This is a genomic window from Nitrosovibrio tenuis, assembly GCF_900109785.1.
Taxonomy (GTDB): Bacteria; Pseudomonadota; Gammaproteobacteria; order Burkholderiales; family Nitrosomonadaceae; genus Nitrosospira; species Nitrosospira tenuis_A.
On the sequence record NZ_FOBH01000002.1, the window covers coordinates 416305 to 441940 of the forward strand.

At 50.8% G+C, this 25636-nt stretch carries 23 protein-coding genes and 1 tRNA gene; 9 read left to right on the top strand and 15 right to left on the bottom strand.

Features of this window, described 5'->3' with window-relative positions; translation table 11 throughout:
• Nucleotides 1-118 precede the first annotated feature (118 nt).
• The 9 genes from motB to BMX00_RS04745 all read right to left on the bottom strand — a co-directional run bounded on the left by motB (nucleotide 119) and on the right by BMX00_RS04745 (nucleotide 9386).
• Nucleotides 119-1048 (bottom strand): flagellar motor protein MotB, encoded by a 930-nt coding sequence (motB, locus tag BMX00_RS04695; protein ID WP_090827747.1) that lies wholly within the window; start codon nucleotides 1046-1048, stop codon nucleotides 119-121.
• Between the two features lie 18 nt (nucleotides 1049-1066).
• Nucleotides 1067-1927: a flagellar motor stator protein MotA gene (gene motA, locus BMX00_RS04700; protein ID WP_090827612.1), complete on the bottom strand. Its 861-nt coding sequence runs from the start codon at nucleotides 1925-1927 to the stop codon at nucleotides 1067-1069.
• A 401-nt stretch (nucleotides 1928-2328) separates the two neighbouring features.
• Nucleotides 2329-2877: a flagellar transcriptional regulator FlhC gene (gene flhC, locus BMX00_RS04705; RefSeq protein WP_090827614.1), complete on the bottom strand. Its 549-nt coding sequence runs from the start codon at nucleotides 2875-2877 to the stop codon at nucleotides 2329-2331.
• Between the two features lie 22 nt (nucleotides 2878-2899).
• Nucleotides 2900-3217, bottom strand: coding sequence for a flagellar transcriptional regulator FlhD (gene flhD, locus BMX00_RS04710; RefSeq protein WP_090827616.1), 318 nt, complete (start codon nucleotides 3215-3217; stop codon nucleotides 2900-2902).
• A gap of 460 nt (nucleotides 3218-3677) precedes the next feature.
• Nucleotides 3678-4889 carry a hypothetical protein gene (locus tag BMX00_RS04715; RefSeq protein WP_090827617.1) on the bottom strand — a complete coding sequence of 404 codons (1212 nt, stop codon included), beginning with the start codon at nucleotides 4887-4889 and terminating at the stop codon, nucleotides 3678-3680.
• Nucleotides 4890-5394: 505 nt separating this feature from the next.
• On the bottom strand, nucleotides 5395-6042 hold the full coding sequence (locus BMX00_RS04720) for a PEP-CTERM sorting domain-containing protein (RefSeq protein WP_090827619.1): 648 nt from the start codon (nucleotides 6040-6042) through the stop codon (nucleotides 5395-5397).
• 2255 nt (nucleotides 6043-8297) lie between these two features.
• On the bottom strand, nucleotides 8298-8606 hold the full coding sequence (locus tag BMX00_RS04735) for a type II toxin-antitoxin system RelE/ParE family toxin (RefSeq protein WP_177171762.1): 309 nt from the start codon (nucleotides 8604-8606) through the stop codon (nucleotides 8298-8300).
• Nucleotides 8594-8878: a CopG family ribbon-helix-helix protein gene (locus BMX00_RS04740; protein ID WP_143053043.1), complete on the bottom strand. Its 285-nt coding sequence runs from the start codon at nucleotides 8876-8878 to the stop codon at nucleotides 8594-8596. Before BMX00_RS04740 ends, BMX00_RS04735 begins: the two co-directional genes overlap by 13 nt.
• On the bottom strand, nucleotides 8850-9386 hold the full coding sequence (locus BMX00_RS04745; protein WP_090827629.1) for a tyrosine-type recombinase/integrase: 537 nt from the start codon (nucleotides 9384-9386) through the stop codon (nucleotides 8850-8852). The genes BMX00_RS04740 and BMX00_RS04745 overlap by 29 nt, the downstream gene beginning before the upstream one ends.
• Nucleotides 9387-10661: 1275 nt before the next feature.
• Between BMX00_RS04745 and BMX00_RS14310 the strand changes: the two genes are divergently transcribed.
• Entirely contained in the window at nucleotides 10662-10814 is a 153-nt protein-coding gene (locus BMX00_RS14310) for a CsbD family protein (protein WP_143053044.1), read from the top strand.
• A gap of 419 nt (nucleotides 10815-11233) precedes the next feature.
• Here the strand turns inward: BMX00_RS14310 and trbK are convergent, their stop codons facing one another.
• The 3 genes from trbK to BMX00_RS04760 form a co-directional block, all read right to left on the bottom strand.
• Entirely contained in the window at nucleotides 11234-11452 is a 219-nt protein-coding gene (trbK, locus tag BMX00_RS04750; RefSeq protein ID WP_245727708.1) for an entry exclusion lipoprotein TrbK, read from the bottom strand.
• 191 nt (nucleotides 11453-11643) lie between these two features.
• A tRNA-Leu gene (locus BMX00_RS04755) sits at nucleotides 11644-11732 on the bottom strand.
• 363 nt (nucleotides 11733-12095) lie between these two features.
• Nucleotides 12096-12323, bottom strand: a complete 228-nt coding sequence (locus tag BMX00_RS04760) for a hypothetical protein (protein WP_090827631.1) — start codon at nucleotides 12321-12323, stop codon at nucleotides 12096-12098.
• On the opposite strand from BMX00_RS04760, the gene BMX00_RS04765 reads away from it, so the two are divergent.
• Nucleotides 12318-15002 (top strand): bifunctional diguanylate cyclase/phosphodiesterase, encoded by a 2685-nt coding sequence (locus BMX00_RS04765; RefSeq protein ID WP_090827633.1) that lies wholly within the window; start codon nucleotides 12318-12320, stop codon nucleotides 15000-15002. The genes BMX00_RS04760 and BMX00_RS04765 overlap by 6 nt on opposite strands.
• A 153-nt stretch (nucleotides 15003-15155) precedes the next feature.
• Here the strand turns inward: BMX00_RS04765 and BMX00_RS04770 are convergent, their stop codons facing one another.
• Nucleotides 15156-15740: a CHRD domain-containing protein gene (locus BMX00_RS04770; protein WP_218141483.1), complete on the bottom strand. Its 585-nt coding sequence runs from the start codon at nucleotides 15738-15740 to the stop codon at nucleotides 15156-15158.
• A 316-nt stretch (nucleotides 15741-16056) separates the two neighbouring features.
• Here BMX00_RS04770 and BMX00_RS04775 point away from each other — a divergent pair, with 316 nt between their 5' ends.
• The 6 genes from BMX00_RS04775 (at nucleotide 16057) to BMX00_RS04800 (ending at nucleotide 22271) form a co-directional block, all read left to right on the top strand.
• Nucleotides 16057-17979: a Tar ligand binding domain-containing protein gene (locus BMX00_RS04775; protein WP_090827636.1), complete on the top strand. Its 1923-nt coding sequence runs from the start codon at nucleotides 16057-16059 to the stop codon at nucleotides 17977-17979.
• Complete coding sequence (locus BMX00_RS04780) at nucleotides 17976-18389, top strand: response regulator (protein WP_090827638.1); 414 nt, start codon at nucleotides 17976-17978, stop codon at nucleotides 18387-18389. Before BMX00_RS04775 ends, BMX00_RS04780 begins: the two co-directional genes overlap by 4 nt.
• A gap of 53 nt (nucleotides 18390-18442) precedes the next feature.
• Nucleotides 18443-20209 carry a hybrid sensor histidine kinase/response regulator gene (locus tag BMX00_RS04785; protein ID WP_143053045.1) on the top strand — a complete coding sequence of 589 codons (1767 nt, stop codon included), beginning with the start codon at nucleotides 18443-18445 and terminating at the stop codon, nucleotides 20207-20209.
• Nucleotides 20210-20265: 56 nt separating this feature from the next.
• Nucleotides 20266-20895, top strand: coding sequence for a UdgX family uracil-DNA binding protein (locus BMX00_RS04790; RefSeq protein ID WP_090827642.1), 630 nt, complete (start codon nucleotides 20266-20268; stop codon nucleotides 20893-20895).
• Nucleotides 20896-21060: 165 nt separating this feature from the next.
• A complete protein-coding gene (locus tag BMX00_RS04795) occupies nucleotides 21061-21405 on the top strand; it encodes a cupin domain-containing protein (RefSeq protein WP_090827644.1) in 345 nt (114 codons plus the stop codon).
• A gap of 2 nt (nucleotides 21406-21407) precedes the next feature.
• Nucleotides 21408-22271 (top strand): DUF72 domain-containing protein, encoded by an 864-nt coding sequence (locus BMX00_RS04800; protein WP_090827646.1) that lies wholly within the window; start codon nucleotides 21408-21410, stop codon nucleotides 22269-22271.
• A gap of 181 nt (nucleotides 22272-22452) precedes the next feature.
• Here BMX00_RS04800 and BMX00_RS04805 read toward each other — a convergent pair whose 3' ends face one another.
• Complete coding sequence (locus BMX00_RS04805) at nucleotides 22453-23040, bottom strand: KGG domain-containing protein (RefSeq protein ID WP_245727710.1); 588 nt, start codon at nucleotides 23038-23040, stop codon at nucleotides 22453-22455.
• Between the two features lie 640 nt (nucleotides 23041-23680).
• Between BMX00_RS04805 and BMX00_RS04810 the strand changes: the two genes are divergently transcribed.
• Nucleotides 23681-24166, top strand: coding sequence for a thermonuclease family protein (locus BMX00_RS04810; protein ID WP_090827756.1), 486 nt, complete (start codon nucleotides 23681-23683; stop codon nucleotides 24164-24166).
• Between the two features lie 1336 nt (nucleotides 24167-25502).
• On the opposite strand, the gene BMX00_RS04815 is transcribed toward BMX00_RS04810, so the two are convergent.
• Nucleotides 25503-25625 carry an integrase core domain-containing protein gene (locus BMX00_RS04815; RefSeq protein WP_425433867.1) on the bottom strand — a complete coding sequence of 41 codons (123 nt, stop codon included), beginning with the start codon at nucleotides 25623-25625 and terminating at the stop codon, nucleotides 25503-25505.
• Between the last annotated feature and the right edge of the window lie 11 nt (nucleotides 25626-25636).

Below are 25636 nucleotides of genomic sequence, written 5' to 3' on the forward strand. Positions count from 1 at the left end.
GCTTACGATGGCGTCTTACGATATCTCATTTTCATAGTCAGGAGTATGCCAGGCTGGTGACTTCCAGCACTTATGGGTAAGGTACTTATGGGTAGGATACTTCCACAGTGGCAATGCCTTAGCTGGCGTCAGAGGGTCGAGGGGCCTGCAGATCGACTATCGTATTGGCCTTGATCTGCTTTGTCTGGCCGTCTTCCTTGCTTAACGCCTCCTCAGCCTTTTTGCTCATCACGATGATACTGATGCGCCGGTTGATAGGATTGACGGGATCATCCTTGTCGAACAGCACGGCTGAACTCAAGCCCACCACACGCATCATCTTCTGTTCATGCATCCCGCCTGAAATGAGTTCGCGACGCGAGGCATTCGCCCGGTCGGCGGATAACTCCCAATTGCTGTAGTTCTTCTCGCCGCTTGCATAAGGTGTTGCGTCGGTATGACCAGAGAGACTTATCTTGTTGGGCATTTCGTTCAGTACTCCACCGAGTTTTTGCAGAATATCCCTGGTATGGGGTTCCAGCTCGGCTTTTGCGAGACCGAACATCGGACGGTTCTTGTCATCGACGACCTGGATGCGCAAGCCTTCAGTGGTGATGTCCAGCAATAATTGCTTTGTGAATTGTCGCATGGTTGGATTGGACTCGATCAACCGTTCCAGTCTTTTCTTCAAATTCTCAAGCCTGAGCGTATCGAGACGCTCCAGCTCAGCCTGTGCTTCCTTTAGGCTGAGGCGTTTTTTGGCGGCTTCGCTATTGTGCTCACCGACACGTCCATCGTGCCGCATGAGATCCCTGCCACCGCCATTAATTATGCTAACGCCATCCTGGGCGCCGGAGCCGCCTCGCGGCAGCACCTGCAGCGGGGACTGGAAGTATTCGGCAATTCCTCGTAGCTCCGCCTTTGTGGAGGAGCCAAGCAACCACATGAGCAAAAAGAACGCCATCATGGCAGTGATGAAATCGGCATAGGCAATTTTCCATTGGCCGCCGTGGCTGCGTTGATGTTTCTTGAGTTTCTTTATAACGATGTGGCGATGTCCTTCAGCCATGACAATTCCCATTCCCGATCATTTTTTCTTGGCCTGTCTCACATGTTCTTCCAATTCGGAGAAGCTGGGCCGCTCGGTCGAGTAGAGCACTTTGCGGCCGAACTCAACCGCCAGCGCCGGGGCATAGCCGTTAATACTCGCAAGCAGGGTTACCCGGATGCATTGCAGCATTTTGGTGGATTCGCCCAGCTTCTGCTCTAGCACTGCCGCGAAGGGGCCCACAAAACCATAGCCAAGAAGAATACCTAGAAAGGTGCCAACCAGAGCTTGTGCGACCAGTATGCCCAGCTCGGACGGAGGCAAACCAACGGATGCCATTGTGTGGATTACTCCCATTACCGCTGCGACAATGCCAAACGCCGGCATGCTGTCGGCTAGTTTGCTGATGCAGTGCACGGGTATTTCCCCCTCCTGATTGTGCGTCTCGATTTCGTTGTCCATCAAGTTCTCGAGCTCGAACGCGTTAAGATTGCCGCCGACCATCAGGCGCAAGTAATCTGTCATGAACTCGATGACTTCACGATCAGCGAGAAGGTTAGGATACTGGGTAAAAATTGCGCTCTCCTCGGGGTTGTCCACATCCGTTTCGATTGACATCAACCCTTCTTTGCGTACTTTTGCGAGCAAACTGTAGAGCAAAGCCATGAGGTCCATATAAATGGCTTTGGTGTACTTGGGGGCCCGGAGCACTTTTGGCAATGCCTTGAATGTCGCCTTTTGCGCCTTTTGCGTATTGCCGAGCACGAATGCGCCTGCCGCGGCGCCGCCGATTATCAAGAGTTCGAGCGGCTGATAAAGTGCGGCGATGTGACCGCCGCCAAGCGCGAACCCACCGAAGACTGACCCGATAACGATGATAAGCCCGACTATGACTAACATGGTGATCGATGCTACCTGATTTGAGCTGTTGTAAGGATTACGAGCCAGCGCCTGATCCGCGATTTATATCTCGCGAGTATTACATTGAACCAATCAGGTGAGGACATCGGAGAAATGCAAATGTGATGAATTATTCACATTTGTAACGGCCGGGCTGTAGCAAACTTTAGAGAAAAAAATGGGGATAGAAAGATGAAGACCTAAATTATATTCGCCGACGCCTGGCTGCTTTCCCACAAGTGATGTTACTGCCCCGGCGGTCTTACCGTTTTAGGCGTAACAGTGCATGCAAACTCTGGTCAGAGCCTGCAGAAAAGAGTAGATATGAAATATGCTAGTAAACGAGGAAAAGCTTCCGGCCACCGTGGAGGTAAGGCAGCCGGGAGCAGGAGGGATCGATGCTAGTTCGCCGCTACCGCGAGCTCGGCCGAGCGTGACTTGTTCGTTTTGCCGGCACGTGACGGCATATGGCATAAGCCGCATACATAACGTGCGTGAAGATCGTTGCTATGCACGACGAAATGTCCTCCGCAGTGAGTGCAGGGCGCGGTTTGGAGCATTTTGGCCTCGAAGAACCGTATCAAAGTCCAGGCGCGGGTCAAGCTTAACACGGGTTCTATTTCCGTCATTTCGCAATGCTCCAGATAGAGCTTATAGCTTTTGACGATAGCCGCGACACCTCGGCAGTCAGCATGCCTGATCAGATACTGGTAAGTATTTGCAAATACGGAAGAATGAATATTGGGCTGCCAGGTTAGAAACCAATCGGCCGAAAATGGCAGCATTCCCTTCGGAGGCGACACCCCTTTCAATTCCTTATAAAGCTTGATGAGTCGCTCGCGGCTCAGGGTGGTTTCGCTTTCCAGCAACTGCAGGCGGGCGCCCAGATGAATCATCTCCATTGCGGTGTGAATTTCTCTGGCTTCCGATACAACGCTCTTTTTGCGCATGATGCACCTTTTCCGGTCTGGTTCAGGAAATCTCTTCAGCGGGCTGGCCCGCCATCAGAATGGCTGCATGGGATTGCACCATGGCTTTGCCCTTGCTGTAATTCACCAACAGGCCGAACACCAGGTTATCGTCGAAGCGTATCCGGCACAGCATCATATTGGAGTTTGACAGCTTAAGGATCTGCCCCGGCGTCAGGACCTCCAGTACGTCGGCGACGTCCTTGCTTATTCCCAATCGGAAAATTGCCGTATCCTTGTCCGCCATTACCATCTGTTGGGCCAGCATCAGGTAAGTCAGATTAAGTTCCTTGATCTCGGTTGCCAATTCGTTGGATTTCATTATTGCCTCCCGTTAATGTAATGTCGCCATTGTGCCCAGCCGCACAGCAGCACAAAACCGGAATAAATCCGATTTGCAGGTAAGAAATAATAGAGATCCTGTGTAGGAAAATTTCCTACACGATAATCCAACTTAATCCAACAGGTAACTTGCCGGAGAACGGCTAATGAGATACACCGCCCCTAATGAGACAGAGCTGTGTCCTTTGTTTCAGACAACGGCCAGCTTTAGGGAAAACTTTAGTATTTAACAGAAATATTTATGAAATATTGGTGATTACGACTTGCCAGGCTATTGGTCCTCATAAATTATGGAGTCGCGGTGATTATCAATTAAAAAGTGATTATCAGCTTTCCACCCTTCTGCAAAAGCGGAAACCGAGCTATTCCAAAGCCCATGATAGCCAAATGTTAGGAAATCAGGGCTTCGCAGCCGATCCAAGGTCAGGTAGCCCGCGTAATCAACGAAATTTTCTATCCAGTGCAGTGTAGAAGGAACTGATTTGCCCTCTTATGCTGAGTGCGCCGCTTTTATCCTCTTTGGCTAAATCATCCACCAGTGCTTCGATGGCCGGTCGCTTTTCCTTAAACTCGGCCACTACCTGTGAAACGTCGCCCGGTTTAAAAAAACGTCTATCAGCCAAGTCGGGCAGCTCAGGTGGGGAATTGTCGGATTTTACCCAGCCAGCCAAATCATAATCGTATGGAAAAACGATCCAGTTGCCATCAGCTTCAACAACCTTGAAATTCCAGAGCCCCTGCGAGTCAGGAATGTCATCGGGAAAAATACGAAGCTCCCAATCATAATTCCGGGCAAGCGCCTGAAAAAGCAGAATTCGAATAATATCCTTCGGATCGATGGGTTCGATCGTTGAACCGGCAGCACGCGCATCTCTTTGAGCATTCACAATGCTGGTGAATATATAAGGCTTGTCGGGATCCTTGAAGCGCGCGTCCGCAGCCCGGATCTCCTTGCCGTCCGCATTCTTGACAAAGGTTTTGATATCCTCCAGGAAAAATCCGGGCATCGGCCGATCCACCACGAACCCGCTGGGCTGCGGCTCAACGGGCCCTTTTCCGGTTTTGCTGTCGATATAACTGAAGTTTGCCGGGGCTGCCTGAAAGCCCGGTATGGACAGCAGTTCCTGTACCTTATAAATGAGTGCTTCCCGATGTGGTGACAGTCCTCCCCAGACACGATGGAAACGCACTGAAGAACCAGGCTTCCCCCCGCAATGCGTGCCTATCCCAACCGTTTTCAAACCCTCGAATAGCGTCCCTTTTGAAACTCGGTCGCCCTCCCGATCTTTTTCAAAGCTCAAGGTCATTTTGGGAAAGGGGCATTGCGATTCAACCTGGCTGGTGTTCCCGCGCAAATGCACCTGCACCGGCAGATCATGTTTGCCTTTACTGTCTGTCCATGAAAGTTGTCCTGGCGCCTCGAATTCCTTGATGTCCTCGGGCACTTCGGCATTTGGTGGCGCACGGTGCTTCCATAAATTGCCATAGTCGGTCTTCAGCGTGAAAACGATCTTTTCCTTGGTGGTAAAGACTGGCGCTTTGGTGTGACCAATTTCGACCGTCGCTTTGTCGGCGAGAGCAGCCGGCGCCAAAAAAAATGAGCAGGCGGCCAGAGCCATAAGCGTGATATAGGTGCGCAAATACTTTTCCATTACGATCTCCAGGTTGATTCGAAGTCCCACGCCTAGATTACAGCACCTTATCGGGAGGATGAGATTTAATCATAGGAAATCATTGCCTATTTTCAAGTTCAGTGGAACAACCCGTTTTATAGAACTTGCGTTTATGGAGCAGCTCTGATTACCTCAAAGCGCTACGCAACATCTGAACGGCATGCGTTCCGTAGGGCCGGGATTGCCCTGCAGGTCTATAGATATAAAAGTTGCAGAGATCCCCAGACGGCGCTGCGGCTGCGTATGAAAGAATTTGCCCAAGAAGGAGACGGGCAATAAAAACCCGCCTGGGGCGGGTTTGGGATGAACGGGTATACGTCAGCGCTTGAGCTTATCGTGATCCTTTATCGTAATCCTTTGTGATGGCGGAGACTGAATGATTAGACTTTACAACTTCAACTGATAGCTGCTTCATTTTCAGCTTTAACTGCTTCACTTGTTCAGTCGCCTGATTTTCAAGAAGTGAATGACTGTCTCGCGTCAATCAGCAAGGCCTAAGTTTCACATTCTGGCGCCGGGCGAACCAAAGACCTAGAAGACCCAGGCTCAGAAGTGCAATGGATGAAGGCTCTGGAATTGCCGTACCCGGAAGGTCTGGTAACTGAGTTGGTAATAAATGGTCTGTCGTCGCAGTTAAATGGAAAGCGGTTTGAACGTTAAAGCCATTATTTTCATAGTCAATATAGTTCGAGGGACCGTTACTAAAAAGATTCAGTTCTCTGCCACTCGCTGTTATGAACAATAGGCCAGGATTACTGATCAGTAGATCGTGATTATCAGGAAATAGCTGATTGTCATAGAAAAAGTAACCGGAAGGCGAAAATGATATGCCGAGTCCATTCGGATTCGGGAATAAGTTGAAGGAATCCGTTATGGTACCCGTTTCGCTGCCAAACCCGTTTACTGCGGTAAAACTCCCGTCACCATTAGCAATCGCCTCAAGCGTCCCGCTACCCGATTCACTCGCGCTAGTAAATGTGAAATCGAATTTGATCAGTGTTGCCATAGCGGGATTTATGCCAACGATGAGAAGGGCTATCGTGATAGCCGCAAACACTGCCTGTTTCATAGCAGAGATACGAGTTGCCGCAAAAATCCTTAGTAAAGTCATCCATTCAACAGTTTTAAGCATGATCTCCCTCCCCGGCTTTTTAGCTGACCGACAGGCCAGCGGAGAGGGTATCTTACGGACTTTGTAGACTTTAACTATTGGACTAAAGTACACCTAGGGCTTGCGGCCCTTGCGAAGGGGGTGAATAACCCCATAACTTCGCACCTATAAAACTCTGTGGCGCAGCACCGGCGAGTGGAGAAATGTGTGCAAGAGCAGATCAATGTCGGGCTCTGGCCAGGAGCCTTCCGTGTCGGAGCAATCCTCAGCCGGCCAGGGAAGCAGCACGGGGAACAGAGCGGACCGACATATGGCCAAGGCATGTCCATGTCCGGTAAAAAGGTCTCATCAATGGAATCTTCCAGAAAGCAAGGCTCCCGGCTCAACCGGGGACACAGGCATGGGATCGAGCTCTGCCCAAGGGTCTAGTACGTGTGGAATAACATCGGATCGGGCGACTGCTGACCTCTCTGTCGGTTATAAGATATGTCAGAGCTGGAGTAAAAAATGCGCCGGAACCATCAGGGTATAAGAAATGAAAAAGCCCGGCGAGAAGGGGGTCTCGCCGGGCTGTGCCTACATGTGTTAGGCACCTATAACGCCTTTAGGGATGGCGCGCAAATAGAATCTCATAAAAATATGTCCGGCTCGTGACAGCGCGACGCCAGTTGTCGATAATGCTGATATTACTATTCATTCTGTAATGCGAATTTTAGAGCGTAAATGCATGGTCGATTTCAGCTAACCGCGGTAGTTTTCGCGATTGTTAGCGACAGTGAGATCAAGTGCTGGCGTGGGGATGCGCGCTCAAGCTACCGATTAATATGGCACTTCTGCTGCCTCCTGGTTTCTTGGAAAGCCACACCAACAGGTGATCGATTTTCGATGCCATCGTAGGATATCGCTCTAGAATCCATGCGGGTTTTCAGGCGATGAAACTCTGAACATAAATCTGTTTAGGCGCAGGATATTGCATAAGCTTCTCCAGGCTGGGTGGGCTTTCCAGGCGTCGGTTATTGCACTAAAAACGAGGCCCCCCATTAGGCGTTTTACTGTCAAATTTAGCTGATGCCATGATCGAACACTTATTCGACCTGAAGGTTCCTAAGGGTTTGCGACACGATACGCGGATACACCGGATAGTGGACTTCTTCTCGGTCGCACATCTTGTCACCTCGGGTAGTTTGTACATTCCGCTGGCCGAGCGACTGAAGGATCCCAATGAAGGAATAGATGCTGCACTAGATCGTTATGCGGTATCGGTGGGGCCGTGCGCAGGAATGACATCGTTCTTCAGGGGTGCTGATGAGTTTAAGGAGTATCACGAGCGGCAGCAGCGGGTCAGCTATGTCTCTTGTTGGACCCAAATTCGCGAGTCTGTGGCAATGTGGGCTCTATACTCTTTAGACTCATGCTCAGTACAGATAACAACGACGGTCGGGCAACTGGCGGATGTGCTTAGCTCATATTGCGGAAGAGAGCATGATCCTAGAGAGGTACTTGATAAGGCTGGCAAGAACGGACAGTTTATTCAGTCTGCACGCCTTGTGCCGGTAAAGTATTTATCGATTCTTGATTTAAGCGCGCGAATTAATCGAAGGCGTCGCGCCTATGACAGGCTTGAACCCAAAGGACTGATCAGGCCGCGAGCAATAGGAGCAGGCTGGAGCGCTCGGGATGCAGCGCGAGCCAATCAGTACAGTTTGCCGCGTTCGAACTCAAGGATGCGTCTTTCTCACATGAAATGGAGTTGCGTGCCGTCATTGAGGCTGTTCCGTACGACCTCGAAACACTCGGCCTTGCTAGAACCGCCAGAACGGAACTTGTAAAAAGAAAAAGGACGATGATTTCGATATTATGAACCCAAAGTATGATCAGAACATTCTGAAGTTCGTGCGCGGAACCTTGAGCAGAGGGGACAAAGAAAAACCTTAATCCGTCGGAGGCGCTCTTCCTGCCGGTACCGCAAAGTTTCGTTACTCAAGTTTCAATTGACCCCAGGTGCCCACCGCACAAGCATGAGTACATGACAAACTTCTTTCGCGAAAAGGGTATATCGGTCATCCCATCGACGTGTTTCGGGTACGCCGCAAATATGATCGGCATCCAACCTCGAAGCAAACTTCTGAACGATCCGTATTACACGGCGCGTGGTTGGTAGTTCCGATGGGCGTCCTCGACCTCAAACGTTGAGAAGGTGCGCGGGATAGCCTGTATGCCCGTTCCGAGCGAAAGACTGATGCTCAGATGTAATGTAATAGCCTAGCGTTTTCTGCTCAGGGATCCTCCTCTTGCCCTAAATACCCTGCTTCGCGCTGATGACGAATCGCAAGAATCAGGACCACATCCTGACCTTCCTCCAGACTATAAAGGGCCACGTAGCCGGTACGTCCATGAGATATGACCAACTCACGCAATCCATACTCCACAGGTCGGCCGACAAGGGGATGCCGAACTAATAAATTTACCGCTTCTTCAATTAATTCAAGCGTCTCTGCCGCCGCCGTCGGATCTTTATCAATCAGAAAGTCGGTTAGTCTTTCGAGATCGTCAAGCGCTTGTTCCGAATAGCTCAGCTTCGCCAAGATTTGGCTTTGGGCTTTACAGAATTATTGCCGGCGATGCGCGCCTTGAGGTAGGTGTGAACCTCATTGACATGAAAACCCTTTCCAGTACTTAACATTTTCTCCCGTGCGGCTTGAGCTTCACCTACGAAGCTGGCACGCGATTCAGCTGCCGTGGCTGCTCTTTCTATCGCTTGGACCATGAAAGCATGGGGCGACACTCCCTTTTTTTCAGCTGCGGCAATAGTTCGTTGCTTGAGTTCATCAGAAAGCTTTAATGATGTGGTGGCCACTGACTTGCACCTCTTGAATTGTTAGTGCTATCAGAGTAACACCTCGCATTGTGCGACGCAAGCCTGCATCCGCCCCATGTCCCAGCTCGTCCATATATTCAAGGATGAGGCCGCCTGCGGCAGGATGCAATGATATATAACGCGTCTTTCCGCCCTTGCCGGAAACCTTCAAATGGGCGACTCCGCGGCGTTCATGCTTGAAATCCTTTACCAGCAACTTGCAAAGCTCCTCACGCCGCAAGGCGTGATAGAGCAAGGTCGCCAAAATGGCGCGATCACGCTTACCCTTTAGTGATATGTTTTTCGGAGACTCCAGCAGACTGCGTGCCTGGTGATCCCCGATTGCCGGCGTCTTGCCTTGATAGCCTTCCACCGGCGGCCGCTTGATACCTATGACCGGATTATGCGTCACGGCATTCTGATCACACAAATATTCGAACAATGAGGACAACGCAGCCAGACGATGCCTGATGGTCAGAAACAAAAGAATGTAATAACGCTCAGGCATAATGTGATCTCGACCATTAATTATCCCAGAGTATCAGACATGGACCACATAATTATTTGGGGAACATTTATTCTTATCCTGATTGTTGGCTTAGGTTTTGTTGCAGCATAAGACAACAAAACCCGCCGGGGCGGGTGCTGTGATTAACTGAGCTGGCGGGCCAAGGCCTATTTATCTTTATAGTCATCTCCCTTGTGCAGGCAGACAGTTTGCGCGGCAGCTTAGACTGGTTTCCCGATTCATCACCGCCAGGTTGTCCGCTGATTTCAGCACAACAGGCTTGGGGTTGTGTATGTCTGCCATACCGCCAATTGAGTCACGCGTAACGAAAAACGATAGCTATTTCGCCCAACTCTTTAATTAGAGCCTGGGGCATTGTCCGACATTTAATCAGCGGCTTCTGGAAGAGTCCTTGTAACTGGCACTCCGAAGATCTCGGACTCAGAACTCGCTGGAGGTTTCGGTGGCACTTGCTTTTCTGCCGTGACGCAGCCAAGTAATGCCAGCGAAAGACACATTAAGATAATTATTTTGTTCACTGTATTTCTGCCTTGTTTTTGATTGTTCAAAGCGGTCGCACATTCTTAAGTCTATGCCAAGTGAAAAGGATTTCCGGAAAAAAAAGAAGATGGCACGCCCTGAACAAAAAAAGGCCGGACAATATTAAAAACCGCAGGATAGGTAGGAGATAAAAACAATGTTGGTAGCTCATCCGTATCTACGTGGAGCTTTCATCAACTGGCGGTCGGACACAAGGGACTTAAAACCCCCTCGGACCCATACTCGGACCTATAATATGCATTACTAGGGTCAATCATGAAAACCCCTCAGCCTTTCGAGCTTAAGCCGCATGGATATAGAGGTCTGACATTCTCGATCTTGGCTATGTGTACACTTGGGTACACATACGGTTCAATATGATGTCGGCATGCATACCCGAAAATTCTCCCACTGTGCGTCACTCACTTTTGTTCCGACGTGAGTCGCTACGCGAGCTCGTTTCGCCTTGGTCGCTGACTGCTGCCCACGTGCTGTTAGCTCAGAGATAAGCCCATCTAGTTTCATGCCCTTTTCAGTTATCTCTTTTTACGTCTCCCCTCCCCTTCCCCGCTGCATTACATCCCGCCAATTATGCGTTCTGTCATCTAAATGTAACGTAACGAACAGTATGAGTCGGAAAACATCGTTAATCTTTCTTTTATCTCACCTATGTATCTGCAATCGGCGAGTGGTGGATGAACGATAAGATTGTTCTTGTAAGAAAGGAAGTTAATAATGAATAAAGATCAAGACAAAGGTCCAGCGCGCGAGACTGATGAGAAGACCCGGGAAGAAACCGAGAAACTTAAAAGGAATAGAGAGCAGCAAGCTAAGGGGCGCGCAAATCGAATGGCCGGACGAACCCAAAAAAAGGATGGGCGGCGTTAGTTCCCAAAGCCCCTCATAAAATGCCGTTAAGCGATTAGCCCACCGTGGAGGACATTCCACCGGGATTTCCATCGCTATCAGCAAACTTTTGCGGCTTCTACCTGAACGGTTGAGAAAGCTGCCGAGGTTGAGGTGGGCCGCATCAACCAGGCTTATCAGATTCTCGCGCGAGTTTCTGCCCAGGAATTCTGAGATACGGAAGGGACGAGATTAGAGACTCGGAATAGTGCTTATTCGCATCGGTCCGAATTCTGCGGTTTTCGATTGACCGTAAAGGCCGACCAACGGATGTTCACCTGCAGCGAGCCGTATGACCGTAACATGTCATCATTAGTCATCGGCCGGCAAACAAGTCAGAACTTGATCAGTTCTTGTCCGGTGATAACAACTGCACCCAACTCGACAGCTTGTCCCAAGCTTTATTTTTCTGCCACAGATTGGCATTTATCAATAAATGCTTGCCGCTCAGCTTCGTTGCCGAAAGTTGGAAGCACCGCTTGCATTCCTGCGCCGGAACAATTCGTTGAATTTACTTCAGGAACCCCGCGACCACAACTAATCAAAGCGACACTAAGGGCGGTAATAAACACTATATATTTAGAACTCATTAAATAATTCTTCTCTTTAAAATCATTCAATATGGCACGGATTCAAGTCCGAAGTGCAACAACTAGTGGTTGCTTAGTGTAGCTCATCATTGTCACGGCAATCACCTCTAGCATTTTCTTTTCTAAAACTAACGGCAAATATTCTGGCTTAGTGCCCCTTTTGTGCCCATATTAAATCAGAAAGCCTTCGCTGGCGGATTTTTGAGTCAACTCTTTGTTTTTGGTGCCCGGAGCCGGAATCGAACCGGCATGGGCGATTAAGCCCGAGGGATTTTAAGTCCCTTGTGTCTACCAATTTCACCATCCGGGCGGATTGATACTCGAAAAATAATGGGTTGGCTCAGTCGGATGTGATGAGTACCCAATCGCGGCGGTTATCTTATCATAATGTAACCCAGCCTAATGTAGCCGCCCTATCCCAAGTGATGGATATGATTGCCCGCAATGGATTCTAACGGATGACGAAAGCGAGCCCAATCGAGTTCCTACGTTTCATTTGCGGCACAAACTGAATCTATCCCTTTGTTTGAGCTGGAATTTGCCGTTAATTTAAACGATAAGCTTGGGGCGAGCGCTTTATAGTATGTATAAGTCAAATTGTCACAATTCAAGCTGCAGATAACATTAGCTGGCAGACATAAAGTGCCGAGACACCGGCCCAAGTAACTTATTTTTATCCCGCATCATAATCTGTTCGATTAACGGATACTGCAATCGATCGGCGGTTGGACTCAGAACCTTCCAGGTATCCCAGCCATGCAATCTGGAGGCGAAAATTAAAATCCGCAAGCATAGACCTCGTTTTTATAGCGCTCACTCCCGCTGGGTAATAGCTGCCCTGACCTTTTCCGTCTTTCTGTCCATCACCATCAAAAGCTGGTCGGTCATCGAAAATTTGCATGAGCAGAATGCGAATAGCCGGTTTAATGCGGAATTGTCCGAGGCTGTCGCCAAAATCGGCCACCACTTTTCGGAATATGAACAGGTACTGAAAGGGGCTTATGGATACATGCTTGCCACCGGCCCTGTTTCACGGCGTGAATGGCACACATACATCAACGCACTACGGCTGGACGACAGCTACCCGGGAATACATGGCATCGGCTTTGCCCAGTACTTCCGTTCGGCTGAAATGACCGCGCACGTCGCCTCGGTTCGTGCAGAAGGATTTTCTGAATATAAGGTTTGGCCGGATACGCTCGGGGGAGAATACACTGCAATCATCTATCTGGAACCATTCTCGGGCCGGAACCTTCGCGCTTTGGGGTACGACATGTTCTCAAACCCTGTCCGGCGCGCCGCTATGGCGCGCGCAAGAGATTCTGGAGAAGTCACTCTTTCGGGCAAGGTAAGGCTTGTTCAGGAAACCAGCGAAGACATTCAGGCGGGTGTTCTTATGTATATCCCTTACTATGGCCCAACAGGTCTGCCGGAAACGCTTGAGCAAAGGCGCTCGTCTCTTGCCGGTTATATTTATGCACCGTTCAGGATGGATGATTTCGTAACAGCCGTGCTTCGTGCCGAGCTTCGTGATCTGGAACTGAGAATTTTTGATAGCCATACAGATGCGCAAGATAATTTGCTTTTTGAGAGCGACAAAAATCAGCCCGGCCGCGCTTCCTTGCCGAAGTTCAGGCGAACAATCAGCATACCCCTTTATGGCCAAACCTGGACGATTGAGGCGCTCTCCCGCCCTGGCTTTGAAAATGCTGTGAACAGTCAGGAACCCCAACTCGTGTTGCTGGGTGGAACCCTGTTAAGCATTCTCGCCGCCATTGTTTCCTTCATGCTCCTGGTGAATAAAGAGAAAGTGGGGGCCCTGGCGCGCGCAAATGCCGAACTGGTATCAGCAATTGAGGAGCAACAAGTCGCAACAAGAGCCCGCCAGGAAGCTGATATGCGTATCCGCCAGCAGGCATCATTGCTCGACAAGGCAACAGACGCGATTATCATCCGTGGAATTGATCACCGCATACACTTCTGGAACCACGGTGCCCAGCGCCTTTATGGATGGAAACCGGAAGAGGTCATGGGCAAATCCATAGAAGAGGTAATTTATGGTGATACCACCTCCTTCCGTAACGCGCACCAGGTGCTGCTTCGCGAGGGTGAATGGCGCGGGGAGATCATGCAACTGCGCAAAGATGGCGGCATGCTGACAGCTGAAGCTCATTGGACTCTGGTTGCGGACGATGACGGACGGCCCCATTCGATTTTCGCAATCAATACCGATATTACCCAGCGCAAGATGGCAGAGAAGGAAATCCAGCATCTGGCGTTTTATGACTCTTTGACAGGTCTACCCAACAGGCAGCTTCTGCTGGATCGCCTGCGACAGGCTCTGGCAGGCAGCACGCGTAATCGTCAAACCGGTGCGCTACTGTTCATTGATCTGGACAATTTCAAATTACTCAATGACACCCTCGGTCACGACGTCGGTGACTTGCTGCTCAGGCAGGTCGCACCGCGGCTCATCTCTTGTGTACGTGATGGCGACACTGTGGCTCGGCTGGGGGGAGATGAGTTTGTAGTTGTACTGGTCAGTAACTTTAGTGAACATCCAGAGGAAGCGGTTACTCAGATCAGAGCTATTTGCGAAAGAATCCTTGCGGCTTTTAGCCAGCCTTTTAGCTTGGGGGCGTATAAACACCACAGTACCCCGAGTATCGGTATCGCTCTGTTCAATGATCAGTCATCTGCAATGGACGAACTACTGAAACAGGCGGATCTCGCGATGTATCAGGCCAAGGCGTCAGGCCGTAATTCAATATGTTTCTTCAATCCGGGCATGCAAGTGGAAATGGACGCTCGTGTCGTGTTGGAGTCGGACCTGCACAAAAGTTGGGAGAGGAATGAGTTTGTCCTCCATTATCAACCCCAAGGGGACGGGCAGCGCGTAATTGGCGCGGAAGCGCTGGTAAGATGGCAGCATCCTCGGAGAGGGCTGTTATCACCGTCGGAGTTCATCCCCCACGCCGAGGAAACCGGCCTGATTCTACCCTTGGGTACCTGGGTGCTGGAAACCGCATGTGCTCAGTTGGCAGCCTGGGCGCGCGACCCGGCCATGGCTTGGCTCAATCTCGCTGTGAATGTGAGCCCCCGCCAGTTCTGTCAGCCGGATTTTGTCGAGCAAGTGCTCTGTATACTCGACCATGCTGGCGTCAACCCACAGAAACTCAAGCTTGAACTGACCGAGAGCCTGTTGTTGAATAACATGGATGACACCATTACCAAGATAGCGGCCCTCAAGGCCAGGGGCGTTGGTTTTGCATTGGACGACTTCGGTACAGGCTATTCATCGCTATATTACTTAAAGTGCCTCCCTCTGGATTGGGTGAAGATCGATCAATTTTTTGTACGGGATGTGCTGACGAATCCCAATGACGCAACCATTGTGCGTGCCATCATACTGCTTGCAAGAAGTATGGGATTAGAGGTGATTGCAGAGGGAGTGGAAACAGAGGCGCAGAAGCTCTTTCTCGCCCAGCATGGCTGCAATGCCTATCAGGGCTACCTGCTTAGTCCGCCGCTCTCATCGGGCCAGTTCCAGGAATTCATGCAACAAAGAGGGGGCGGATAAGAATAGCGGTTGGCCGTATCGAAAAACCAGTCAGCGCAACGAAACCGACAAAATGCGCATCAAATACAGCCAGGTCTGGAATCCAGGCTGCACACCAGGGAAAAATGAGAAAGCCCGCTTGCTCCTTTGAAAGCGATCAGGCTCCCTTTCAGGTCAACCGCGTCTGCGGCGTGCCACCAAACTTATAGCAGCAAGACCAGCCATCAGCATGGCATATGCTTCCGGTTCCGGTACAGGCGCCAGGAAGCCACGAATTTCACCGCCAGGAAACGCACTGGTGTGGATATTCGAATAGGCTGTGCCATGATCCAACCCTGCCACCAACGCATCAAATGCGCCGCTGACAGTGCCACCGTTGGTCACAATGAATGCCATGTTGTAACTCGACGCCAACGTCATATCAAAAGTGTGGTCGTAGGACCCCTCTGTTACATTTAGAGGAAACTCGGGGAACGTAGGGATCGTGGTAGCGACTCCTGCCGTGTCGGGCGCAGCGGTGCAGCAATGGATGTGTGCGGCTGTGGTATTTGCAGTAAGACCGCTGAAACTCTCCTGAACACGCATGGTGTGCTGATCGAGGTTAATGGTAATTATTGCACTACCAGTCCCCGGAGATGAGTTGGTTGGGAACTCGCTGGGACCGTTCAGTTGGGCTGTATATATCGAGTCAAGAGCGGCAGCGGGTGGGGCGACCGCAGCCGCAAGAAGCCCTGCTGTAAATAAGAGATTCATTTTCATGATCGTCTATCCTTGTAAGATGGGTTAGGCTGCCAGTTCGGTAAGGACTCGATAAACGGTGAGTAATCTTTGGTCTTGCAATCACATCTTATATATCGGCGCCAGTTTTTCAATAGTCCGTTATGCTTATAATGGGTCCCCAACGGCCCCCCCTCACAAGCTTTAGCCTGAGCTTACCGCTCAGTCGAAAGGTAGAGCTTTTTTGAGCAAGTTAAAGGAAAAAAGAGGTTTTTTCACTTCAGGTTCATGCGGTATTATTAATAACCTTGGTCTCTAGAGGGAGTTTAAAAACGTTCGAAGTTTTTTACTCGCCAATATGTTTAAAAATTTGACCATCAAATCGCGCCTGATCTTTATCCTTTCCTTCCTGGTCGCCTTTCTGCTGGGAATTCAAATGTTTGCATTGTTCGGGATGAGCAGCGCCATTGATGGCTTAAAAACCGTCTATCAAGATCGTGTCATCCCGCTCAAACAGGTGGGACGCATTGAGTCGCTTTTGCTGCACAACCGTGTTGTTTTTACGGCGACATTGTTGACGCCTTCACCAGAGGTCATCGAAAAAAATACTGCCATTATTGAAAAAAACATCGACGAAATAACCAGGGCCTGGGTAGCTTATACGATGACTTATCTGACCCCGGAGGAAAACAGGTTGGCGGCAAACTTCGCTGACTATCACAGGGCGTTTATCATCGAGGGCATGAACCCGGCAGTAGATGCTCTGCGTGCAAATGAAATCGAGGAAGCGCATCGAATTCTCATAGAAAAGATCCGCCCCCTTTATCAGCCGGTTGACGACAGCATTCGCAAGTTAATCGCGCTGCAACTCAGTGAGACCAGGCAGGAATATAACCAGGAGCAGGACCGCTACTGGACTATTCGCAACATTTTTATCGCCTCGATAATTGTTGTGCTGGTGTTAGTGGCATTGTTTAGTTTTATTATTTTGAGCGCAATTTTTCGCCCGCTTGAAGGCGTCGTAAAAATTGCCCGCGGCGTTGCCGCAGGCAATTTTTCGCAGGATTTCGAAATCCGCTCAAGCGACGAGATCGGCCAGCTTATGCGTGCTCTGAAGGACATGCGGGATAGCCTGGTGGAAACCATTGGCCAAGTACGAGCCAGCGAAGCACATACTCTCGCTTTATTGAGCAACATGATCGATGGGGTTGCATCGATCGACGAAAAGGGGGTAATTCAAACCTTCAATCCGGCTGCCAAAAGGATTTTTGGTTATGCCGAAAGCGAAATAATCGGGCAAAATGTCAGCGTACTATTCCCCGCACACGAGCAGGGGCAAGGACAGAGTCAACATCTTGACTATTTCAAGAGTTACCCGACGGTTAAAAAACTGAAAGGCCTTGGTATACCAAGTGAAGTGATGGGTGTGCGAAAAGATGGAACGGTGTTTCCCATGGATCTCGCAGTGGTGGAGATGCACGATGGCGATCAAACCATGTTTGTCAGTATCATGCGGGACATCAGTGAACGCAAATTGGCCGAGGAGCAAAAAACCCGCTTGATGGACGAACTGGAGAGTGCCAATGACGAACTGAGAAGCTTCGCTTATGTGGTATCCCACGATTTGAAAGCGCCGTTACGTGCTATCGGTGCATTGGCTGACTGGCTTTCGACAGATTACGCAGCGAAATTTGATGAGGAAGGTAGAGAACACATGCGCCTTCTAGTCAACAGGGTGCACCGCATGGGCAATTTGATCGATGGCATTTTAGAATATTCTCGTGTCGGGCGCGTGAAGGAAGACTTGGTTGGAGTTGACGTCGGACAGGTAGTGCATGAGGTAATTGATCTCATTGCGCCGCCGGCAAATGTTACCATAAGCGTCGAAAATCCCCTGCCTACCGTAGTGGCGGAGCCGACACGTATCCAGCAGATATTTCAGAACCTGCTTTCCAATGCGATTAAATATATGGATAAGCCTCGAGGCGAAATACGGATTGGCTGTGCCGCTGAGGGCGAGCAGTGGAAATTCAGCGTGAGCGACAACGGACCCGGCATTGAGCCACGCCACTTCGATAAAATCTTTCAGCTATTCCAGACCCTCGCTCCACGCGACCGGATAGAAAGCACCGGCGTAGGCTTGGCCCTGGTAAAGAAAATCGTGGAAATGTATGGTGGGCGTATCTGGCTCGAATCAATACCGGGTGTGGGCAGCATATTTTATTTTACCCTACCCCGAACCACAGTAATTGCTAACACAACTATAGGAAAGGAAACGTGAAAATCACCAATAAACCCATTCTTCTGGTAGAAGATGATCAAGTGGATACGATGACGGTTAAACGCGCTCTCAAGGAAATCCATGTGACCAATCCACTTGTACATTTTGAAAACGGCGAGGAAGCGGTACATTACTTACGAACTCCCGAGCGGGATAAACCGTGCATTATCCTGCTCGACCTGAACATGCCGATCATGAATGGGATTGAATTTCTGCAGGTGGTGAAGCACGACGACCAGTTAAGGCGTATTCCCGTGGTCGTGCTGACTACATCGGAGGAACAACAGGATAAGGTTAACAGTTTTAACTTGGGGGTGGCCGGCTATATGGCCAAACCGGTTGATTACCGTCAGTTCGTCGAAGTCATGCGCTCGATCGACGCTTACTGGACAATTAGCGAAATGCCATAAACAAAAACGCCGGGAAACGATCTTTGGGAATTCTCACGTCGGATGATCTTGCCATGACCAGACCGCAGATTCGCGTGCTTCTCGTCGAGGACGATGCAGTGGACCGCATGGCCTGCCGCCGCGCCCTTTCGCGCAACCCGGACTATGAATTCCTGCTTTCCGAAGCTGACTCCGGCCTGGAGGGGCTGCAACTCGCCCATGAGCAAAGGCCGGATTGCGTGTTGCTCGATTATCACCTGCCAGACTTGAATGGCTTGGAGTTTCTGGCTGCGCTGAGGGATGATTCGGGCGACATTCCCGTTCCTGTCATGATGTTGACAGGTACCGACAATGCAACGATCGCCGTGGAAGCCATGAAACGGGGTGCCCGGGATTATTTGATCAAAGATACGGAACACCAATATCTCGAGTTATTGCCCGCGGTCATCCAGCGCGTGCTGAGCGAGCGCCGGATGTTGATGGAAAAGAAACTGGCGGAAGATAAGCTGTTCCAGGCGGAGGCGAAATACCGCTCGCTGGTCGAGACCATCCCGGCGATCGTTTATATTGCCGCGCTGGATAATACCAACCGGTTCCTCTACATCAGTTCGCGCATAGCAACTCTGGGGTTTTCACCGGAACAATGGCTTGGCGATCCCGATATACTGGTTGCGCAAATTCACCCGGAAGACCGGACACGTGCGCTTGAGGAACGCGCAAACAGCCGTTCTACCGGCGCACCCTTGCGCTCGGAATACCGCCTGCTTGCGCGCGACGGAACAATTTTGTGGTACCGGGACGAAGCAAGCGTAGTCAGGGATGAGTCCGGGCGTTCGCTGTTCCTGCAGGGTATTCTCGTTGACGTGACTGAAAGCAAACAGGCGGAAGCCGAGCTGCGGCAGCACCGTTTTAGCCTTGAAGAGCTGGTGGCAAAGCGTACCGATGAACTTGCGAAGGTGAATGAGGAATTGCGGCGCGATATTGCGGAACGCAGGCGAATAGAAACGGAACTGACCAAAGCCAAGACAGACGCTGAAAAAGCCAATCTCGCCAAGTCAGAATTCCTTTCCAGCATGAGTCACGAGTTGCGTTCTCCGCTCAACGTCATGCTCGGCTTTGCCCAATTAATGGAGTCCGGTTCTCCCCCGCCCACTCCCACTCAATTGACCATGCTCAGGGAAATCAACGCTGCGGGCTGGTATCTGCTGGAGCTCATCAACAAGATTCTTGATCTGGCCGCGATCGAGTCCGGCAAGCTGATCATTTCACAGGAACCGATTTTCATGGCGGAGGTCATGGCTGAGTGTCGGACTATGATCGAACCCCAGGCACAGGAGCATCATATCCAGCTGATCTTTCCGCCCCCGGATATGCACATGTACGTTAAAGCGGATCGGACCCGAGTAAAGCAAGTTCTGCTCAACCTTTTATCTAACGCGGTGAAATACAATCGCGAGGGAGGCATGGTCGAAGTGAGTTGCAATGCAATCGCACCCGAGCATGTTCGCGTTAGCATCAGGGATACGGGGTCAGGATTGCCACCGGAGAAACTGACGCAGCTTTTTCAGCAGTTTAACCGGCTCGGTCAAGAGGCTGGCTCCGTGGAAGGTACAGGAATCGGACTCGTGGTGACAAAGCAATTGGTCGAACTCATGGGTGGTAACATTGGCGTGGAAAGTACCGCAGGAGTAGGCAGCGTGTTCTGGTTTGAATTGCTTTCCGCCGAAGGCCCTGAATTCAGGGCCGCGGGAAATACAACCGAAGAGCTAATCATGAGAGAGAAGAACGCGGCCAAGGACCTTGAACAAGTGTCCTCCCACGGCGCTCAGTTGAAAAGTTAGGTCATTATAGGACAGCAAGAGTCGGCCGCATTTTTCGATTTCTTTTGATTCGAACTATGAAAGCTCGTCCGGGATATGCACCAAATCCGGCAGATCAGGCAGGCGACTCCATCGAAGCGCTGCGGGAGGCTGCTTCAACTTGCCGTGCATGTCCCCTCTGGGAAAAAGCAACCCAAACAGTCTTCGGCGAAGGACCTGCGCACGCTCCCATCATGTTCATCGGCGAACAGCCTGGCGATCAGGAAGATCTCGCCGGCCGTCCGTTTGTTGGCCCGGCCGGGCTGATTCTGGCTCGGGCACTGGCAGCAGCAGGCATTCCCCGCGAACAGGTTTATGTAACGAATGCCGTCAAGCATTTCAAATTCGAAGTTCGCGGCAAGCGCCGTCTCCACAAGAAGCCCGTTGATGCGGAAATCGCCGCCTGCCACGATTGGTTAAGGCGCGAAATCGAACTGGTAACGCCGCGTCTGCTCGTGGCCATGGGCGCGACCGCGGTGCGCTCAGTGCTGGGTCGGTCGACACCCATCAAGCTTAATCGCGGCAAGTTGCTTGAATATGCATGCGGCATATCGTTGCTCATTACTGTCCACCCCTCGTTTTTATTGCGCATGCCCGAGGAAGACAAGGATGAGGAATACCGCCGCTTCATCAGCGACCTCAAGCTGGCGGAGCCTTTTCTACGCTAGTCCCGACGATATTTCCGGCTTGGCCCGAACGCCTTCGCTGTCTGGAATCCATGGTAACGCGTGACTTTGACCCGCCCCCCAATCAGCGAAACCGTAATATCTTTCCGCTGTCCAACTTGGCGAACAGTTGCAAAGGTTCGCAATCTTCTTTTGGCGGGAGATACAATGAAGCGGAAAAATCTGCAGTTCGAAAGTGGCTTTCGCATAGTCCTCGGCAATCCGAGTTCCCAAGCAGCGGAGATGGTTTTGCCACCGGGCGATGCCGAAGGTGGCCCGGAAAACCGGCACCGGGGCGCCGACCAATGGCTGTATGTAGTGTCGGGAAGCGGTATGGCGACGGTGAACGGTAAACGCTATCGCTTGGCGGAAGGTTCGCTCATGCTTATCGAACGCGGTGACCAGCATGAAATCCGCAATACCGGGGATGATTTGCTTCGTACGCTTAACTTCTACGTGCCGCCAGCATATACCATTGATGGTGAAGAACTACCACGCGGGCGAGCTAATTAACCGTGAGCAGAACGCTCATCGGGATATCAGGCTGGCGTTATCCTCCCTGGCGCGGGGTCTTTTATCCCCCCGGCCTACCGCAGCACCGCGAGCTGGAATATGCTTCTCGAGCACTTCCAACCATAGAAATAAACGGGACCTTCTATTCGCTCCAGAGACCGGAGAGCTTCAAACGCTGGTATGACGAAACACCTTCGGGCTTCGTGTTCAGTGTCAAAGGACCCCGCTACATTACCCATATTCGGCGCTTGCGGGATATCCACGCGCCGCTCGCAAACTTCTTTGCTTCCGGGCTTTTTAACTTGCGTGAAAAGCTTGGTCCGATCCTGTGGCAATTTCCCCCAAGCTTTCGCTACGATTTTGAAAGAATGAAGCAGTTCTTCGAGCTTTTGCCGCGCGATACCCAAGAAGCGTTAAGCTTGGCCCGCCGGCGAGAGCAGCGTATGGTCGGTCGTGCACGGCTGGCAATTGATGCTCTTCGCCCGACAAGACATGCGATCGAGGTCCGGAACGACAGCTTCCTCGAGGAATCTTTCATACAATTGTTGCGGGAATACAATATGGCGTGGGTTATCGCAGACACGGCCGGGAAATGGCCTTATCGGGAAGACGTTACTGCGGATTTTCTTTATCTTCGCTTGCATGGTGACAAGGAGCTTTACGCCAGCGGATATACTGATGAGGCCCTGTCCCGCTGGGCGTCGCGCATACGCGCCTGGCGCGAGGGCTCCCAGCCGGAAGATGCACATCTCATCTCGGCTGGTCCTCCGCCGCAATATCGCCCTCGGGATGTCTTTTGCTATTTCGATAACGACATCAAGGTAAAAGCACCATTTGATGCTCAACGGCTGATAGCAAAACTCTAACCGCACAGGCTGCCCCTGAACCGCTTCGACCGTATATTTAACTGTTAATAAAAAAGGGGGATTATGTCCCCCTTTTTCTTATCGCTGACAGATACTGGAATACCGCCCTTTCAATGTGACCCTTGCGCTATATAGAAGGGCTGGCTACCACCGAGGGGCTTATTCCAGAACCAGAGTCCCTCTAGCGATTTTTATGGCTTTGGCTACCGGCCTTTGCATGTTGCTCGGACGTTCCACCCCGGGTTGAAGATGATGAGGATTCATCGTGGGACCCGCCTCGGCCATGTCCCCCATGAGATGATTCCCCGCCCTTCCGGCCGGCTTCGCGAGCCTCTTCGGATGTAAACTCGTGTGCGGTTCCTTTCTCATGCGCGGCATGTCCGCCCTTGCGGCCGGCTTCGCGTGCCTCTTCGGATGTGAACTCGTGCGCAGTTCCTTTTTCATGCGCCGCGTGGCCTCCTTTGCGGCCAGCTTCGCGTGCCTCTTCAGACGTAAACTCGTGCGCAGTTCCTTTCTCATGCGCCGCGTGGCCACCCTTGCTGGCTATCTCGCGTTGCTTATCTTCGTCCATCGAAGCAAAGCCTCGTTTGCTGGTTCCACCACCCCTGTCATCGCTGCCTCGATCACTACCCCGATCTTTATCCTGGGATTCGTGACCTCCGTGAGATGCGTGGCCACCCTTGCTGGCTATTTCGCGTTGCTTATCCTTATCCATGGAAGCAAAACCACGCTTGCTTTCATCGCTATTTTTATCTCTATCTGAAGCCATGATAATTCTCCTAATTTGGACACTGAAATATCTGCCCTCGAACAATCATGCTATTGGCATAATGTCTTCGGGATTCTTATCTCCACTTATTAGTATTGAGAACCAGAGAATGACCGCATGGTACTTAGCAAAATTATTTTGCTCTGTTCGGAAACAAACATAGCTAAGCTTGTGTAAGGATTATTGCGCACGCTCATAAAAAACCCAACAGGGACCGAACGCAGACCAGACCGCCGCATGACAAGGTTGAGCTGGGCAAGGGATGTATAAAACCGGCGGATCACCTGTATCGCCGTTCGCAGCGAGCATGCCGTGGAGTTTATGGAAACGTCGAGAATGTTTTATCAGAACCAGTTTTGCCGGTAATCATCTAAATACAAAAGGATGGGCAAAATTTTATTTATCCGGATCGAACCGTCCATGCTTCATCAACAATCAGACCATAGTTGCCTCGGGGCTGTTGAAAAGACCAGGAACGCGACTTGCGCACGAAGCTCAACGAAAACAAGACGAAAGCATTGAAACGGCAACACAGCCGGGCTACACTCGAAGGGAGGAATAGACTCTTGATTAACGAAATGCCGAGCCCGAGTAGGTGATCAAGATTGGTTTGGATTGCAAAGCGCGGATGCAGCTGAGAATGAGATCGACTATTATTGCTCTTGTGTTTGTCCCGCTCGTCGCCCTTCCCTATCTGGTCTTTGCCGGCAAACCCGCCAAGATTATCCACGCGCAGGTAGTCCAGGTTGTTGATGGCGATTCGCTTACGGTAGCAATAGATGGGGAAATGGTACGAGTAAGGCTAGCCGAAATTGATGCGCCGGAAGGCAAACAGCCGTTTACGATTCGTTCCAAACAATCTCTAACTAATTTATGTCTGTGGGTTCCGGCAGAGCTGTCTTCGATAAGTAAAGACCAGTATGGACGCACGTTAGCCAGAGTCAAATGCGAAGGGGTCGATGTTAATGCGGAACAGGTAAAGCGCGGCATGGCATGGGCGCACGGCGAATTTACAAAAGATCCGGCGCTTTCTACACTTCAGGAGGAGGCTCGCTCCGCTAAGCGAGGCCTATGGTCGGATAAGTCGCCTACACCGCCATGGATTTGGCGCACGATCCATCCTTAGTTGCACCAATGTCTGTTCGGGGCGGGGTGTTTAAGCCAGCTCTGCCATATCTAAAATAAGTGGGATCCTGTGGCTAAAATCACAACCATCCCCACAAGAGAAAATACCAGGGTCCAAAGCAGGAACCGGACGGCCTTTCTTGTCGCCGGCCAGTAGCCGCTGCTATCAGGCTCCTTGTTTTCCTCATCCTGCGTAATTTTTTTACCCCTCCCTTTACTGAATTCTACTGCCACGGCAGTCGACTTGCCCGCGCACGTGTTTTTTAATTGTTATCAGCAAAACCTAATCCAACAATAAGGATAAAAATACCATTCCCCAATAATTATGCCTTCCGCGACAGATTCTACAGATAAATAAATAGCCGAGACCATATCATGCTTGAGCGTTGTTACAATTCTTCCGTCTCAGGCCTACGGCTGTCACGAGCCCGACATATTCTTATGAGATAGTATTTGCAGCGCCTACCCTCTAGGCGTTACTGGTGTCTAACCAATGTAGAGACCGTTCAGCCCGGCAGATCCCCTTCTGCCGGGCTTTTTTATTGTATGCATTGACCAAAGAAAACAGTTTCTCATTGTGGCGACTACGGCCAAAAAATGCCAGAACTGTTCCAATGGCTGCCAATATAATCGCCAACACAACCCACAAGAGTGGGGGACAGGGTATCGCTCGTTTTGATGTCAGGTTATGCCAAGCGGGAAAAGACATAAATGGCGAAACGTTTTACCAAACCTCTATCCAATACTTTCGTAAATACTGATTTTGCCCGGGTCTCATTCGAATAATACGCTGGAATGCACATGAGTACTGGATGCGGCTAACAGAGAATGAGTTATCCCAGATAGACTCCTGAAGGTGGAAAACAGCTGTGCCCTCTACCACTATCTGAACATCGGAGTGTCGCCGACCAAATTGCATCAACAGCCAGCATAGCTACTCGGAAATCCAAAACCTCTAAAGCGTCGCAGCCTCAGCTTTAACAAAGGTTGAAGCTCCGACGAGGAGAGGCAAGCAGTCCCACCACTAATGCCCTGATTGCTATCACGACGGCACGGTAATTACCGCTGTCGCCTGCATATTCTCATCCACATCCGCGCTATTCGGCGCAAATACGCTTACCTGATCATCGAAGATTAAAAGCCCCGCCGAAACGCAGCTGCAGCATCTCTGCCAGGCCAGACCGGCAATGAATGACCATCATCCATTGCCGGGTTGCCTGCTGTCCATCCACTCGATCAATACCAGGGTACGTTCGTAAGCTTCCCCGTCAAGTAGACAATTCAGAAGTAGAATTCTTCCCTGCGTGACGTCCCCCCAATTCTGCTGGGATTCAAAACTAGAATCTGGCCGCTTCTGGCAGTCTGACCTGCTTGGTTTTAACGTATTCGCTTGGGGTCAGTTTTCCAAGCGAACCGTGGGGTCTGTGATCATTATAGTCGCGTCGCCACGCTTCGATGATACGTTGTGCCT

Coding starts and splice junctions, on each gene's coding strand:
- motB (WP_090827747.1), bottom strand. CDS start 1,048: ATGGCTGAAGGACATCGCCACATCGTTATAAAGAAACTCAAGAAACAT.
- motA (WP_090827612.1), bottom strand. CDS start 1,927: ATGTTAGTCATAGTCGGGCTTATCATCGTTATCGGGTCAGTCTTCGGT.
- flhC (WP_090827614.1), bottom strand. CDS start 2,877: ATGCGCAAAAAGAGCGTTGTATCGGAAGCCAGAGAAATTCACACCGCA.
- flhD (WP_090827616.1), bottom strand. CDS start 3,217: ATGAAATCCAACGAATTGGCAACCGAGATCAAGGAACTTAATCTGACT.
- BMX00_RS04715 (WP_090827617.1), bottom strand. CDS start 4,889: ATGGAAAAGTATTTGCGCACCTATATCACGCTTATGGCTCTGGCCGCC.
- BMX00_RS04720 (WP_090827619.1), bottom strand. CDS start 6,042: ATGCTTAAAACTGTTGAATGGATGACTTTACTAAGGATTTTTGCGGCA.
- BMX00_RS04745 (WP_090827629.1), bottom strand. CDS start 9,386: ATGCCTGAGCGTTATTACATTCTTTTGTTTCTGACCATCAGGCATCGT.
- BMX00_RS14310 (WP_143053044.1), top strand. CDS start 10,662: ATGAATAAAGATCAAGACAAAGGTCCAGCGCGCGAGACTGATGAGAAG.
- BMX00_RS04760 (WP_090827631.1), bottom strand. CDS start 12,323: ATGCAAATTTTCGATGACCGACCAGCTTTTGATGGTGATGGACAGAAA.
- BMX00_RS04770 (WP_218141483.1), bottom strand. CDS start 15,740: ATGAAAATGAATCTCTTATTTACAGCAGGGCTTCTTGCGGCTGCGGTC.
- BMX00_RS04775 (WP_090827636.1), top strand. CDS start 16,057: ATGTTTAAAAATTTGACCATCAAATCGCGCCTGATCTTTATCCTTTCC.
- BMX00_RS04785 (WP_143053045.1), top strand. CDS start 18,443: ATGACCAGACCGCAGATTCGCGTGCTTCTCGTCGAGGACGATGCAGTG.
- BMX00_RS04790 (WP_090827642.1), top strand. CDS start 20,266: ATGAAAGCTCGTCCGGGATATGCACCAAATCCGGCAGATCAGGCAGGC.
- BMX00_RS04795 (WP_090827644.1), top strand. CDS start 21,061: ATGAAGCGGAAAAATCTGCAGTTCGAAAGTGGCTTTCGCATAGTCCTC.
- BMX00_RS04805 (WP_245727710.1), bottom strand. CDS start 23,040: ATGGCTTCAGATAGAGATAAAAATAGCGATGAAAGCAAGCGTGGTTTT.
- BMX00_RS04810 (WP_090827756.1), top strand. CDS start 23,681: ATGAGATCGACTATTATTGCTCTTGTGTTTGTCCCGCTCGTCGCCCTT.